The organism is Aquincola tertiaricarbonis, assembly GCF_023573145.1.
GTDB lineage: Bacteria > Pseudomonadota > Gammaproteobacteria > Burkholderiales > Burkholderiaceae_C > Aquincola > Aquincola tertiaricarbonis_B.
Window position 1 is genome coordinate 2098817 of sequence record NZ_CP097636.1, and the last position, 15279, is coordinate 2114095.

8 protein-coding genes are annotated in these 15279 nt (G+C 69.2%); 7 read left to right on the top strand and 1 reads right to left on the bottom strand.

What is annotated here, in order from left to right; all coding sequences use genetic code 11:
- Positions 1 to 54 precede the first annotated feature (54 nt).
- Positions 55 to 4119, bottom strand: a complete 4065-nt coding sequence (hrpA, locus tag MW290_RS23985) for an ATP-dependent RNA helicase HrpA (protein WP_375142849.1) — start codon at positions 4117 to 4119, stop codon at positions 55 to 57.
- Between hrpA and argA the strand changes: the two genes are divergently transcribed.
- The 7 genes from argA to rpoD all read left to right on the top strand — a co-directional run bounded on the left by argA (position 4109) and on the right by rpoD (position 15224).
- Positions 4109 to 5446, top strand: coding sequence for an amino-acid N-acetyltransferase (gene argA / locus MW290_RS23990; protein ID WP_250196864.1), 1338 nt, complete (start codon positions 4109 to 4111; stop codon positions 5444 to 5446). The genes hrpA and argA overlap by 11 nt on opposite strands.
- Before the next feature lie 19 nt (positions 5447 to 5465).
- Positions 5466 to 5762 (top strand): oxidative damage protection protein, encoded by a 297-nt coding sequence (locus MW290_RS23995; RefSeq protein WP_250196865.1) that lies wholly within the window; start codon positions 5466 to 5468, stop codon positions 5760 to 5762.
- A 67-nt stretch (positions 5763 to 5829) separates the two neighbouring features.
- Positions 5830 to 6867 carry a Fe(3+) ABC transporter substrate-binding protein gene (locus MW290_RS24000; protein WP_250196866.1) on the top strand — a complete coding sequence of 346 codons (1038 nt, stop codon included), beginning with the start codon at positions 5830 to 5832 and terminating at the stop codon, positions 6865 to 6867.
- Between the two features lie 82 nt (positions 6868 to 6949).
- Complete coding sequence (locus tag MW290_RS24005; protein WP_250196867.1) at positions 6950 to 7261, top strand: H-NS histone family protein; 312 nt, start codon at positions 6950 to 6952, stop codon at positions 7259 to 7261.
- A gap of 188 nt (positions 7262 to 7449) precedes the next feature.
- Positions 7450 to 10659: a bifunctional diguanylate cyclase/phosphodiesterase gene (locus tag MW290_RS24010; RefSeq protein WP_250196868.1), complete on the top strand. Its 3210-nt coding sequence runs from the start codon at positions 7450 to 7452 to the stop codon at positions 10657 to 10659.
- Positions 10660 to 10705: 46 nt separating this feature from the next.
- Positions 10706 to 12766: a DNA primase gene (gene dnaG, locus MW290_RS24015; protein ID WP_250196869.1), complete on the top strand. Its 2061-nt coding sequence runs from the start codon at positions 10706 to 10708 to the stop codon at positions 12764 to 12766.
- A gap of 304 nt (positions 12767 to 13070) precedes the next feature.
- Positions 13071 to 15224, top strand: a complete 2154-nt coding sequence (gene rpoD, locus MW290_RS24020) for an RNA polymerase sigma factor RpoD (protein WP_250196870.1) — start codon at positions 13071 to 13073, stop codon at positions 15222 to 15224.
- The last annotated feature ends 55 nt before the right edge of the window (positions 15225 to 15279 follow it).

Genomic DNA, 15279 nt, shown 5'->3' on the forward strand with positions numbered 1-15279 from the left:
CTGCGCTGCGAATGGCAGATGAATGGCTGTTGAATAGAAAACGAATGGGAAAACTCAGCTGCTGAGCTGCGCCCAGGCCTTGTCCAGGCGCTTGGCGCTCACCGGCTGCGGCGTGCGCAGCTCCTGCGCGAACAGGCTCACGCGCAGCTCTTCCAGCAGCCAGCGGTACTCGGCCAGGCGGGCATCGGTGGTGCCCTTGAGTTCGGCCACGCGGCGCAAGTAGCGCTGCTCCAGCGGCCGTAGCTCGGCCAGGCGCTGGGCATCGCGGGCGGGGTCGGCGCGCAGCTTGTCCAGCCGCAGCACCACCGCCTTCAGGTAGCGCGGCAGGTGCGCCAGCGCGGCCCAGGGCGTGTCCAGCAAAAAGCGCTTGCCCACCAGGCGCTGCAGCTGCGCCGTGATGTCGTCGGCCACGTCCTTGGGCGGCCGGCTGTCCTTGAGCTTGCGCAGCGCGGCCGCATGCTCGGCCAGTACGGTGCCCGCCATGCGCGCCACTTCCTGCGCAATCAGGTTCAACCGCGCCCGGCCTTCGTCCACCCGGGCCTGGAAGGCGCGGGCATCGGTGGGCAGCGGGTCGGCCAGGAAAGCCCGGTCAAGGGCCACGTCGATGATCTGGTCGCGCAGCTCTTCCTGCGTGCCCAGCGGCATGAACCACACCGCCATCTGGCGCAGGTCGGGGATGTTCTTTTCCAGGTACTTCAGCGGTTCCTTGATGGCCAGGGCCACCAGCCGGCGCAGGCCGGCGCGGTGCTTGGCGGCGGCCACGTCCGGCTCGTCGAACACCTCGATCTCGACATGGCTGCGCTTGTCGATCAGCGCCGGAAAGCCCACCAGCGTCTGGCCGGCCTTGCGGATCTCCATCAGCTCGGGCAGCTCGCCGAAGGTCCAGCTGGTGTAGGTGGCGGCGGGCTTGGCCGAATCAGAAGCGCGGGCGTCCGAAGGGGCGGCGCCGTCACGGCCGCCGCGGGCGCTTGGCGCGGGCGCCTCGCCACGGCCGGGCACGCGCTGCGGCCCACGGCCCGCAGCCGCGCCGCCGCCCGGCCCGGCTTGAGTCGCGACTTGCGCAGCGGCTTCCTGGCCCGCCAGCTTCAGCCCCGCCAGCGCCTGGAAGGCGGAGCGGGCCTGACCCCCCAGCTCCGCCTTCAGCGAGGCCAGGTTGCGGCCCATGCCCAGCTGGCGGCCATGCTCGTCCACCACGCGAAAGTTCATGAACAGGTGGGGCGGCAGCGTTTCCAGCTTGAAGTCGTTGCGCTGCACCGCCAGCTGGGTGCGGTCGCGCACCGCTTTCAGCAGCGCATCCACCAGGCCGCCCTGGGCGAAGGGCGTGGTCTCGACGAACTCGGCCGCATAGTCGGGCAGCGGCACCAGGCGCGAGCGCGGGCGCTGGTGCAGGCTTTTCACCAGCGCCAGCACCTTGTCCTTCAGCATGCCGGGCACCAACCATTCGCAGCGCTCGTCGCTCACCTGGTTGAGCGCATAAATGGGCACGGTCACGGTCACGCCGTCCTTGGCATCACCGGGGTCGTGCAGGTAGGTGGCGGCGCAGTCCACGCCGCCCAGCCGCACCACCTTGGGAAAGGCCGCGGTGGTGATGCCGGCGGCCTCGTGCCGCATCAGCTCCTCGCGCGTCAGCTTCAGCAGCTCGGGCTGCGCCTTGCTGGCGTGGCGGAACCAGCGCTCCAGCGCCGGGCCGCTGTGCACGTCGGCGGGCAGCTGCTGGTCGTAGAACGCAAAGATCAGGTCGTCGTCCACCAGCACGTCCTGGCGGCGGGCCTTGTGCTCCAGCTCTTCCACCTGGCGGATGAGCTTGCGGTTGTGCGCCAGGAAGGGCAGCCGCGTCTCCCACTCGTCCTGCACCAGGCCTTCGCGGATGAAGATCTCGCGCGCGCCGGCCGGGTCCACCGTGCCGTAGTTCACGCGCCGGTTGTTGTAGACCACGATGCCGTACAGCGTGGCCCGCTCCAGCGCCACCACTTCGCCGGCCTTCTTCTCCCAGTGCGGCTCCAGCAGCTGCTTCTTGAGCAGGTGGCCGGCGATGCGCTCGATCCAGGCAGGCTCGATCGCCGCCAGGCCGCGGCCGAAGAGGCGCGTGGTCTCCACCAGCTCGGCGGCCACCAGCCAGCGGCCGGGCTTCTTGCTCAGGTGGGCTCCAGGGTGCTTCCAGAACTTGATGCCGCGCGCACCCAAGTACCAGTCGTCGTCTTCGCTCTTGAGGCCGATGTTGCCCAGCAGGCCGGCCAGCATGGCCATGTGCACCTGCTCATAGGTGGCGGGCTGGGTGTTGACGCGCCAGTTGTGCTCGCGCACCACGGTGAGCAATTGCGAATGGATGTCGCGCCACTCGCGCACCCGCCGCGGCGACACGAAGCTGTCGCGCAGCCGCTGCTCCTGCTGGCGGTTGCTGAGCTTGGGCGTGTCCACCGGCGCCTCGCTGCCGGCGTGGCCGTGCACGCCGCGGCCTTCTTCGATCCACTTCCACAGCTTGAGGTAGCCCATGAACTCCGACTTCTCGTCGTCGAACTTCTTGTGCTTCTCGTCGGCCGCCTGGGCGGCTTCCAGCGGCCGGTCGCGCACGTCCTGGCCGCTGAGCGCGCTGGCGATCACCAGCACCTCGGCCAGCGACTGGCGCTCGCGCGCCTCCAGGATCATGCGGCCCACGCGCGGGTCCAGCGGCAGGCGCGACAGCTCCTGGCCGATGGGCGTGAGCGCGTTGTTGTCGTCCACCGCGCCCAGCTCACCCAGCAAGGCATAGCCATCGGCAATCGCCTTGCGGGGCGGCGCTTCCAGGAACGGAAAGTCCTCCACGTCGCCCAGCTTCAGCGACTTCATGCGCAGGATCACCCCGGCCAGCGACGAACGCAGGATCTCGGGGTCGGTGAAACGCGGGCGGGCGTTGAAATCGGCCTCGTCGTAGAGGCGGATGCACACGCCATCGGCCACGCGGCCGCAGCGGCCCGCGCGTTGGTTGGCGGCGGCCTGGCTCACCGGCTCGATCTGCAGCTGCTCGACCTTGTTGCGGTAGCTGTAGCGCTTGACGCGGGCCAGGCCGGCGTCGATGACGAAGCGGATGCCCGGCACCGTCAGCGAGGTTTCGGCCACGTTGGTGGCCAGCACGATGCGCGGCGCGCCGCCGGTGGAGAACACCCGGTCCTGCTCCTGCTGCGACAGGCGCGCGAACAGCGACAGGATGTCGGCATGCCGGTGCGCCGGCTGGTGGGCCAGGTGCTTGCGCAGGTGGTCGGCGGCCTCGCGGATCTCGCGCTCGCCGGGCAGGAAGACGAGGATGTCGCCGCCGATGCGGCCCGACCACAGCTCATCGACCGCATCGACGATGGCGTCGTTGAGGCCGTACTCGCGGCTTTCCTCGAACGGCCGCCAGCGCTGCTCCACCGGGAACAAGCGGCCCGAAACCATGATGACTGGGGCGGGGCCGCTGCGGCCCGCAAAGTGGTTGGCAAACCGCTCCGCATCGATGGTGGCCGAGGTGACGATGATCTTCAGGTCGGGCCGGCGCGGCAGGATCTGCCGCAGGTGTCCCAGCATGAAGTCGATGTTGAGGCTGCGCTCGTGCGCCTCGTCGATGATCAGCGTGTCGTAGGCGCGCAGCAGCGGGTCGGTCTGTGTCTCGGCCAGCAGGATGCCGTCGGTCATCAGCTTGACGCTGGCGCCGGGCTGCAGCCGGTCCTGGAAGCGCACCTTGTAGCCCACCACCTCGCCCAGCGGCGTCTTCAGCTCTTCGGCGATGCGCTTGGCCACGCTGCTGGCGGCGATGCGCCGCGGCTGCGTGTGGCCGACGAGCTTGCCGCCGTTGACCTTGCCGCGGCCCAGCTCCAGCACGATCTTGGGCAACTGCGTGGTCTTGCCCGAGCCGGTTTCGCCGCAGACGATGACCACCTGATGCTCGGCGATCAGGCGCGCGATTTCCTCGCGGCGGGCCGAGACCGGCAGGGATTCGGGGAAGTGGATGGCCAGCGCGGCGGCGCCGGCGGCAGGGGTGGGGACTGAACTCACGGGGCGCGGATTATCGCCAGCCGCGCCGGCGGCCTTGTCCGCAAGGCCCGATGCCCCGGGGCCCTGCGGCACAATCCCGGGCCCCTGCTGCCGTACATCGATGAACCTCATCTTCCCCCATACGTTCGTGCCCTGGTTTCGCTCGGTGGCGCCCTACATCCATGCCTACCGCGGCAAGACCTTCGTGGTGGCCATGGCGGGTGAAGGCATTGCCGCGGGCAAGCTCAGCGCCTTCGTGCAGGACCTGGCCATCCTGCAGGCCATGGGCATCAAGCTGGTGCTGGTGCACGGCTTCAGGCCGCAGGTGAGCGAACAGCTGCGCGCCAAGGGCCACCCTGAGCGCTTCAGCCACGGCCTGCGCATCACCGACGCGCCGGCGCTGGACGCCGCGCAGGAGGCCGCCGGCCAGCTGCGCTTCGAGATCGAGGCGGCCTTCTCCCAAGGGCTGCCCAACACGCCGATGGCCAATGCCACGGTGCGCGTGGTGTCGGGCAACTTCCTGACGGCGCGGCCGGTCGGCATCGTCGACGGCGTCGACTTCATCCACAGCGGCATCGTGCGCAAGGTGGACGCCATCACCATCCGCCGCACCATCGACAGCGGTGCGGTGGTGCTGCTCTCGCCATTCGGCTTCTCGCCCACCGGTGAGGCCTTCAACCTGACAATGGAAGACGTGGCCACCTCCACCGCCATCGCGCTGCAGGCCGACAAGCTGATCTTCATGACCGAGGTGCCCGGCATCCGCGAAAAGCAGGACGACGCCGAAAGCGCCATCGATACCGAACTGGCGCTGGCCGACGCCGAAAAACTGCTGGCGGTTTTGCCGGCCACCAAACCCACCGAGCCCGGCTTTTACCTGCGCCATTGCGTCAAGGCCTGCCGCGAGGGCGTGGAGCGCTCGCACATCCTGCCCTACAGCCAGGACGGCGCCCTGCTGATGGAGGTTTATACCCACGATGGCATCGGCACCATGGTGGTCGACGAAAAACTCGAAAGCCTGCGCGAAGCCACCGCCGACGACGTCGGCGGTATCCTGCAGCTGATCGAGCCCTTCGAACGCGACGGCACCCTGGTGCGCCGTGAGCGCACTTCCATCGAACGCGATATCGCCAACTACACCGTCATCGAACACGATGGCGTGATCTTCGGTTGCGCCGCGCTCTATCCGTATCCCGAGGCCGGCACCGCCGAAATGGCCGCGCTCACCATCAGCCCGCAGGTGCAAAGCCAGGGCGATGGCGAGCGCATCCTCAAGCGGGTCGAGCAGCGCGCCCGCGCGATGGGCCTGAACAGCATTTTCGTGCTCACCACACGCACCATGCACTGGTTCATCAAACGCGGTTTCCAGCCGGTCGACCCCGATTGGCTGCCCGAAGCGCGCAAGCGCAAATACAACTGGGACCGGCGCTCGCAAGTGCTGGTCAAGCCACTTCAGTAACCATTCGCAGGAGAACCCCATGACCCGCACCGTGCAATGCATCTACCTCAAGAAGGAAGCCGAGGGTTTGTCGTTCGCCCCCTACCCCGGTGAACTGGGCAAGCGCATCTACGACAACGTCAGCAAGGAAGCCTTCGAGGCCTGGAAGAAGCACCAGACCATGCTGGTCAACGAAAACCGCCTCAATCTGGCCGATGCCCGTGCCCGCCAATACCTCGCGCGGCAGATGGAGCGCTTCTTCTTCGGTGAAGGCGCCGAGCAGCCCACCGGCTACGTGCCGCCCACGCCCGGTCAAACCCCCGGCGCGCAGGGTTGATTAACGCGAATCATTCTCGATAAGACCTATACTGGGCGCCCCTAGACAGTCCGTGCTGAGGAGCCCCATGTCCCTATCGAAAGTGTTCCTGGCGGCCACCGCCGCGGTGGCCCTGCAACTGCCCGCGCAGGCCCAGGAACAGGTGTTGAACCTGTATTCGGCGCGCCACTACCAGACCGACGAAGCGCTCTACAGCAACTTCACCAAGGAAACCGGCATCCGCATCAACCGGGTGGACGGCGACGACGCCGGCATCCTGGCGCGCCTGAAGAGCGAAGGCGCCAGCAGCCCGGCCGACGTCATCCTGCTGGTGGACGCCGCCCGCCTGTGGCGCGCCGAGCAGGACGGCCTCTTCCAGCCGGTCAAGAGCCAAGTGCTGGACAGCCGCATTCCCGCCAACCTGCGCGGCAAGGACGACGGCCAGGGCGCGCAGTGGTTCGGCATGTCCACCCGCGCCCGCGTCATCATCTACAACAAGATCAAGGTCAAGAAGGAAGACGTCGCCACCTACGAGTCGCTGGCCGATCCCAAATTCAAGGGCAAGCTGTGCATCCGCTCGGGCTCGCACCCCTACAACCTGTCGCTGTTCGGCTCGGTCGTCGAGCACATGGGCACCGACAAGGCCGAAGCCTGGCTCAAGGGCGTCAAGGACAATCTGGCGCGCGACCCCAAGGGCGGCGATACCGACCAGATCAAGGCCGTAGCCAGCGGTGAATGCGACATCGCGGTGAGCAACAGCTACTACTTCGCGCGCATGATGCGCTCGAGCAACCCCGATGACCGCGCGGTGGTGGAAAAGGTGGGCGTGGTGTTCCCCAACCAGCAAACCTGGGGCACCCACGTCAACATCGCAGGCGCGGGCGTTGCCAAATACGCGCCGCACCGGGCTGCCGCCGTCAAGTTCCTGGAGTATCTGTCCAGCGACTCGGCGCAAAGCTACTTCGCGAACGGAAATAATGAATGGCCGGCCGTACCCAGCGTCAAACCGGCAAACCCGGCGCTGGAATCGCTGGGCGCATTCAAGTCCGAAACCATCCACGTGGGCGCCGTCGGCATGAACCAGACCAAGGTACAGCAAATGCTGGACCGCGTCGGTTTCAAGTAAGCTTTTTCAGGTAACCACCTTCTCCCGGGCACGGCGCGATGATATATTCGCGCCGTGCCCGTTTTGTCTGAGGAGACCCCGATTGGCTACGCTGCAAGAACTTCTCGCCCAGAAAGCTTCGCTCGAAAAGCAGATCGCTGAAACACAGCGCGAAGAGCGGGCAAACGCCATTGCCAAAGTCAAGGCCATCATGTCCGAACACGGGCTGACGCTGGCCGATCTTTCCCAACGCGCGGCCCCCGCCCGTAGCGCTGAAGGTGGCACCCCCCGCAAAGTGGCTGCCAAATACCGCAACGGCGAAACCGGTGAAACCTGGTCCGGCCGCGGCCTGCAACCCAAATGGCTGAAAGCCGCGCTGGCTGACGGCAAGCAGCTGTCCGATTTCGCCATCTGAGCGCCCTGCAGTCCCCGTTCATCCTCGCTTGAAAACACCGTGGCCCGCGGCTGGCAGTGCGTTGCCGGCCACGGTTCAGCGAGTGCGGCACGCACAAGGTTGCAAGATCCTTGCTGCACCGCCTAGCATGCCGGTAGCGCGCACCGCCGCGTGTCTGTCTTTTGCACGCGCCGTCCGTGTAGTGCTCCGTGTCTTCGCTGCCGCCCACCCTTCCCGCCACCACCGCCGCGTTCGATTCGGCCGCGCCCGAGCTTGACCGCCCGGCGGCGCCGGCCGCCGCATTCGCTGCGTCATCCGCCGGCCCCGCCAGCAGCGCTGCGCCACCCCCTTCAACCCCACCGACAGCCACGGGCCGCCCGCTGAGCCGCGCCGACGCTGCACGTGCTCAGCTGCGCCAGATGCGCCGGGGCCTGCTGCTGGCCGCCGGCTGCGCGGTGCTGGCTTTCGTGGGGCTGCGCGGTGCCAGCATCGACGACAGCGCGGCGCTGGTGTGGCTGCCTGCCGGCTTCATGCTGGGCGCGCTGCTGCGCTGGGGGCGCGGCCAGGCCGTGGCCGCCGCGCCGGGGCTGCTGGCCGGCCACCTGCTGGCCGGGCAGGCACTGGCCCCCTCGGTGCTGCTGGCGCTGGCTGAAACCGTCGGACCCTGGCTGGCCGCCAGCTGGCTGCAGCAGCGCCGCTTCCAGGCGCGGCTGCCCGGCGCGCGTGATGCGCAGCTGCTGGCCGCCGCCGTGCTGGGCGGTGCGGCGGTCACAGGCGCCGGCCATGGTCTGCTGGCGCTGGCCTGGGGCACGCCGGCCGGCGGCCTGTCTGCCTCTGCCGTGGCGCTGCTCACGACCATGGGCGCCGCCCTGGGCGGCCTGCTGGGCAGCCTGCCCTGGCTCACCATGCAGGCACGGCCAGGGCCACGCCCGCACTGGAGCCACGGCATCGGCGGCAACCTGGGCCTGGCCCTGGGCACGGTGGCGGCCGGCTGGGCCGCCATGCAGGCCACGGCGCCGGTGTCGGCGGCGCAGGCCTGGCTGGTGTTCGTGCCACCGGTGCTGCTGGCCGGGCTGGCCGCGCGCAATTCGCTGCGCTGGGCCTCCGGCTCGCTGTTCGCGCTGGCGCTGTGTGCGGTGCTGCTGCTGTCGCCGGGCCACGGGCCGTTCGGCGCACGCGCCGACCATGGCCATGCGCTGCTGCTGCTGTGGGGCTACCTGGGCTGCTGCGGCCTGCTGGTGCTCATCGCACATGCCGGCAGCGGCGAGCTGCGGCGCATCAAGTACCGCTGGCGGCTGGCGCTGGACGCGGCCGACGTGGGCGTGGCCGACTGGGACCTGACCACCGGCCGCAGCTACACCTCACCACGCTGGCAGGCCCTGCTGGGCGCGCCGGCCACGGCCAGTGCCGGCCTGCCGCCGCAGCAGGCCTGGCTGGCGCTGGTGCACCCCGACGACCGCGAGCGTGAAGCCGCCGACCTGCAGGCGCTGCAGCCGCCCGGCCGCGACAGCCACCGGCGCGACCTGCGGCTGCGCACCGCCAACGGCTGGAACTGGTTCCAGGTGCAGGTGCTGGTGGCCGAACGCGACGACCGCGGCGCCCCGGCGCGCATGATCGTCACCGCCGCCGACATCGGCGAGCGCCGCGCCAACGAGGAGCGCCAGCGCCTGTCGGCCCGGCTGTTCCAGCACCTGCACGAAGGCCTGCTGATCACCGACGCCGACTTGCGGGTGCTGGACGTCAACCCCACCTACTCGCAGATCATGGGCGTGTCGCGGCACGAGCTGCTGGGCACGGTGCCCCCGCTGCTGGCCGCCGCCCGCGCCGGCACCCCCAGCGGCGACGCCGCCAGCGTGGCCAGCCACGGCGGCATGTGGGCCAGCCTGCGCGCCACCGGCACCTGGCGCGGCGAGGTGGTGGACCGCCGCCGCAACGGCGACCCCTGTGCGCTGCAGGTCACCATCACCGCGGTGCTGGGCCCCGACGGCCAGCCGCGCTACCACGTGCTGGTGATCTCCGACATCACCGAGCAGCACCTGCAGCGCCAGCGGCTGGAGCGGCAGGCGCTGTTCGACGAACTCACCCGCCTGCCCAACCGCGCCCGCCTGGCGCAGATGCTGGCCGACGCCATGGCCGCGGCCGACCGTGAAGGCACGCTGCTGGCGGTGTGCTACCTCGACCTGGACCACTTCAAGCCGGTCAACGACCGCCACGGCCACGCCGCCGGCGACCGTCTGCTGGTGGAGCTGGCGCACCGCCTGCGCGGCGCGCTGCGCAGCAATGCCGCCTGGTCCGACGCCGCGGCCCGCCTGGGCGGCGACGAATTCGTGCTGCTGCTGCGCGCCGGCACGCTGGACGAAGCGCGGCTGGCGGTGGAGCGGGTGCTGCGCGTCATCTCGCAGCCCTACGCCATCCAGCCCGGGGCCGAGCCGGTGACGGTGACCGCCAGCGTCGGCGCCACCGTGTACCCGTTGGACCGCAGCGACGCCGACACCCTGCTGCGCCATGCCGACCATGCGATGTACGGCGCCAAGCAGTCGGGCCGCAACGGCTACAGCTTCTTCGACCCCGAGCACAGCCGCCGCACCGAAGAACGCGTGATGGCCATCGGCCGCGTGCAGGAAGCCTTGGACAACCACGAGCTGGAGCTGTACTACCAGCCCAAGGTGGACATGCGCCGCGGCACCGTGCTGGGCATGGAGGCGCTGCTGCGCTGGAACCACCCGGAGCACGGCGTCATCTCGCCGGCGCAGTTCCTGCCGCTGATCGAACACACCGGCCTGTCGGCCCGCGTGGGCGACTGGGTGCTGGGCCAGGCGCTGGAGCAGCTGGCCCGCTGGCAGCGACAAGGGCTCGATTTGTCGGTCAGCGTCAACGTCTCGGCCCGCCACCTGCAGGAAGCCGACTTCGCGCAGCGCCTGGCCGAGATGCTGGCCCGCCACGCCCGCCCGCTGGGCGAGCGGCTGGAGCTGGAGGTGCTGGAAACCGCGGCGCTGGCCGACATCGACTACACCTCGGCCCTGCTGGAGCGCTGCCGCCGCCTGGGCGTGCGCTTCTCGCTGGACGACTTCGGCACCGGCTACTCCACCCTCACCTACCTGAAGCGGCTGCCGGTGGACGTGCTGAAGATCGACCGCAGCTTCGTGCGCAACATGCTGGAAGACCGGCAGGACCTGGCCATCGTGGAAGGCGTGATCGGCCTGGCCCGCACCTTCGGCTGCAGCGTGGTGGCCGAGGGCGTGGAACTGCCCGCGCAGGCGCGGCTGCTGATCGACATGGGCTGCGACATCGGCCAGGGCCACGGCGTGGCCAGCCCGATGCGCGCGCCCGAGGTGCTGGCCTGGGTCAAGAACTACCGCGGCCTGTTCACCGTGACCGCCGCCGACACCGAAGGCACGCCGCCGACGCAGGCCGCGTGAAGCCCGCAACACCGGCCGCCGGCGCCCGCCTCGCTAGACTGCCGGGATGATTCCCGCCGGTTTTATCCAGGAGCTGCTGTCCCGCGTCGACATCGTCGACGTCGTCGGCCGGCACGTCCAGCTCAAGAAGACCGGCGCCAACCTGATGGGGCTGTGCCCCTTCCATGGCGAAAAATCGCCCAGCTTCTCGGTGAGCCCCAGCAAGCAGTTCTATTACTGCTTCGGCTGCGGCGCCTCGGGCGACGCGGTGCGTTTTCTCACCGAGCACACCGGCGCCAGCTTCCGCGAGGCGGTGGCCGACCTGGCCCAGCAGGTGGGCCTGCAGGTGCCCGACGACGAGCGCAACCCCGAAGAGCGCGCCCAGGCCGCGCGCCAGAAAGAGCAGCAGGCCAGCCTGACCGACGTGCTGGCCCGCGCCGCCGACCACTACCGCAAGCAGCTGCGCGCCAGCCCGCGCGCCATCGACTACCTCAAGGGCCGCGGCCTGACCGGCGAGATCGCCGCCCGCTTCGGCCTGGGCTATGCGCCCGACGGCTGGCGCAACCTGGCCAGCGTGTTCCCGCGCTACGACGACCCGCTGCTGGCTGAATCGGGCCTGGTCATCCTGCACGAGGCCGAAGGCGGCGCCGACGAGAAGCGCTACGACCGCTTCCGCGACCGCGTGATGTTCCCGATCCGCTCGGTGCAGGGCGAGGTCATCGGCTTCGGCGGCCGGGTGCTGGACCGTGGCGAGCCCAAGTACCTCAATTCGCCCGAGACGCCGGTGTTCGTCAAGGGCCGCGAGCTGTACGGCCTGTTCGAGGCCCGCGCCGCGATGCGCGGCCGCGGCTATGCGCTGGTGGTCGAGGGCTACATGGACGTGGTGGCGCTGGCGCAGCTGGGCTTCGAGAACGCCGTGGCCACGCTGGGCACGGCCTGCGGCGAAGAGCATGTGCGCAAGCTGTTCCGCTTCACCGAATCGGTGGTGTTCAGCTTCGACGGCGACGCCGCCGGCCGCCGCGCCGCCGGCCGCGCGATGGAAGCCGCCCTGCCCTTTGCCACCGACACGCGCAGCATCCGCTTTCTGTTCCTGCCGCCCGAGCACGACCCCGATTCGTACGTGCGTGAACACGGCGCCGAGGCCTTCGAGCGCTGCGTGACCGAGGCGGTGCCGCTGTCGCGCCAGATGATGGACGTGGCCGCCGAAGGCTGCGACCTGACTACGCCCGAAGGCCGCGCGCGCTTCCTGGCACAGGCCCGCCCGCTGTGGGCCGCGCTGCCGGCCGGCGGCGCCTTGACGCGGCAGATGCTGGCCGAGATCGCCCGCCAGGCCGGCCTGCCCGATGCGGAGCTGGCCGCCCAGTGGGCGCAGGCACCGCAAGGCAGCGGCGGCCGCGGCGCCCGGCACGAGCCACGGCACGACGTGTACGAGGACGACGGCGGCGAAGCCGCGGCCCATGCGGCGCTGGGCGGCTACGGCGCCGGCGGCGCGCCCGAGGCGCCGGCCGGGTACAGTGCCTACGGCGCCGCTTCAGGCGGCGGCCAGGGCTACAAGCAGGGCGGCGACTGGCGCCAGCGCGGCGCAGGCGGTGGTCGTTTCCAGGGCAAGTACGCCGGCAAGAACGGGGGCCGCGGCGACTGGCGCGGCCAGGCGCCCATGCCGCCGATGACGCCCCGGCGCCCGCCGCGCCGGCCCGAGGACCGCATCGTGCACATGCTGCTCACCCACGCCGAGTGGTGGGACCAGCTGGCGCCCGACGACCTCGACCTGCTGCACGGCTTCGATGGCGCCCACGGCGAACTGCTGCGCTGGCTGGAGCGCGACCTGCACGACCACGGCGCCCGCCCCTGGGCGGTGCTGCGCGTGGCGCTGGCCGACGAAGCCACGCTGGCCGAAGCGGTCAGCCGCATCGTGTCACCCGACCCGGCCGACGACGAGGCCGAATTCGCGCAGCTGCGCGCCGCGCTGGACCAGTGCCTGCTGAGCCAGGCGCAGGCGCAGATGGAGGCGCTGGCGCCCTTGATGGCCGGCGATCCGGCCGCACGTGAGACCTATCGCCGGCTGGCCGAGCACTGCCAGCGGCTGCGTCAGCGCAGGGCCGAAGCGGCGGCGTCGAACGCGCCGTGAGGTGCTGTAACCCGGTTTCATGGGTATAATCCGCGGTTCCTTCCAGCGGCAAGCGTGAGAGTGCCGCGGTGAGCCCCGCCCTCACCGCTTCAGCCGAGGGGCATCTGCAGGTCAACAGCCGTGCACCAAGAGCCGACAACCCACACAGCGGTGGCCTTGCGCCACGCCCGGGTGTCGTCTTTTGCACCGCCTGCCGAGCCGGATGCGTGCGGGCCACCACTGACCCGCCTGCGCCCATCGCCCCCACCCGCCTCCTTGCCTCACGACTGCGCCTGAGAAGCCTTCACCTTTCGAGGATTTCCGCATGACCGCCAAGAAAACCGCTGCCGCCCCTGCCAAGGCCAAGGCCGAAGACAAGAAGAAGCCCGTTGCCGCCAAGGGCAAAGCCGCCGGCCGCAAGAAGGGTGACGAGGACAAGGGCGCGCTCGACGCCGACCTGTCGGACATCGAATCCGAGCTGGAAGGCGAACCGGAAGCCGAAGCCGAGGTGGTCGACACCGTCGAGGCCAGCGACGGCGAGCCCGCCGCCAAGGCCAAGCCGCTGCGCATGAAGGTGTCGCGCGCCAAGGAGCGCGCGCTGATGCGTGAGTTCGGCCTCGACGAAACCGCCCTGACCGAAGAGGAAGTCGCCAAGCGCCGCCAGGAGCTCAAGACCCTCATCAAGATGGGCAAGACGCGGGGTTTCCTGACACACCAGGAAATCAACGACCACCTGCCCGAAAAGCTGGTCGACAACGAAATCCTCGAGGCCATCGTCTCGATGCTCAATGACATGGGCATCGCGGTCTACGAGCAGGCGCCCGACGCGGCCACGCTGCTGATCGCCGGCGGCTCCACCACCACCGCCACCGAAGAAGAAGCCGAAGAAGCCGCCGAAGCCGCGCTGTCGACGGTCGATTCCGAATTCGGCCGCACCACCGACCCGGTGCGCATGTACATGCGCGAAATGGGCACGGTCGAGCTGCTGACGCGTGAGGGCGAGATCGAGATCGCCAAGCGCATCGAAGGCGGCCTGCAGGCCATGATGCTGGCCATCAGCGCCTCGCCCACCACCATCGCCGAGATCCTGGCGATGGCCGAGAAGATCCGCGCCGGCGAGATGCAGATCTCCGAGGCGGTGGACGGCTTCGTCGCCGAGGACGAGGCCGACGACTACGTGGCCGAAGAAGACTTCGACGAATTCGACGAAGAGGAAGACGACGACGACGGCCAGGGCGGCAGCAAGGCGCTGACCAAGAAGCTCGAAGAGCTGAAGGCCGCCGCGCTGGTGAAGTTCGACGCGCTGTCCGAGCACTTCGACCGCATGCGCAAGGCCTTCGAGAAGGAAGGCTACAAGTCCAGCGCCTACAACAAGGCGCAGATGGCCGTCAGCGGCGAGATCATCGGCATCCGCTTCACCGTCAAGACGATCGAGCGCCTGTGCGACATCCTGCGCCAGCAGGTGGACGACGTGCGCCGCTACGAGCGCGAGCTGCGCAAGATCGTGGTCGACAAGTGCGGCATGCCGCAGGACCACTTCATCAAGACCTTCCCGCCCAATGCGCTGAACCTGCAGTGGGCCGAGAAGGAAGTGGCCGCCGCCAAGCCCTACAGCGCGGTGATGGGCCGCAACCTGCCCGCCATCCAGGAGCTGCAGCAAAAGCTGATCGACATCCAGTCGAAGGCCGTGGTGCCGCTGGACGACCTGAAGCTCATCAACAAGCGGATGAACCAGGGCGAGAAGGCCAGCCGCGACGCCAAGAAGGAAATGATCGAGGCCAACCTGCGCCTGGTCATCTCCATCGCCAAGAAGTACACCAACCGCGGCCTGCAGTTCCTGGACCTGATCCAGGAAGGCAACATCGGCCTGATGAAGGCGGTGGACAAGTTCGAATACCGCCGCGGCTACAAGTTCTCGACCTACGCCACGTGGTGGATCCGTCAGGCCATCACCCGCTCGATCGCCGACCAGGCGCGCACCATCCGCATCCCGGTGCACATGATCGAGACGATCAACAAGATGAACCGCATCTCGCGCCAGCACCTGCAGGAATTCGGCTTCGAGCCCGATGCCCCGACGCTGGCCGAGAAGATGGAGATCCCCGAGGACAAGATCCGCAAGATCATGAAGATCGCCAAGGAGCCGATCTCCATGGAAACGCCGATCGGCGACGACGACGACAGCCACCTGGGCGACTTCATCGAGGACACCAACAACGTGGCCCCGGTGGACGCTGCCATGCAGGCGGGCCTGCGCGACGTGGTCAAGGACATCCTCGACAGCCTGACCCCGCGCGAGGCCAAGGTGCTGCGCATGCGCTTCGGCATCGAGATGAGCACCGACCACACGCTGGAAGAAGTGGGCAAGCAGTTCGACGTAACGCGTGAGCGCATCCGCCAGATCGAGGCCAAGGCCATCCGCAAGCTCAAGCACCCCAGCCGCAGCGACAAGCTGCGCACCTACCTCGACAACCTGTAAACAACAGCAGGATCGTGAAGCAAGCCCGGCCATGCCGGGCTTTTTTTTCGTGGGT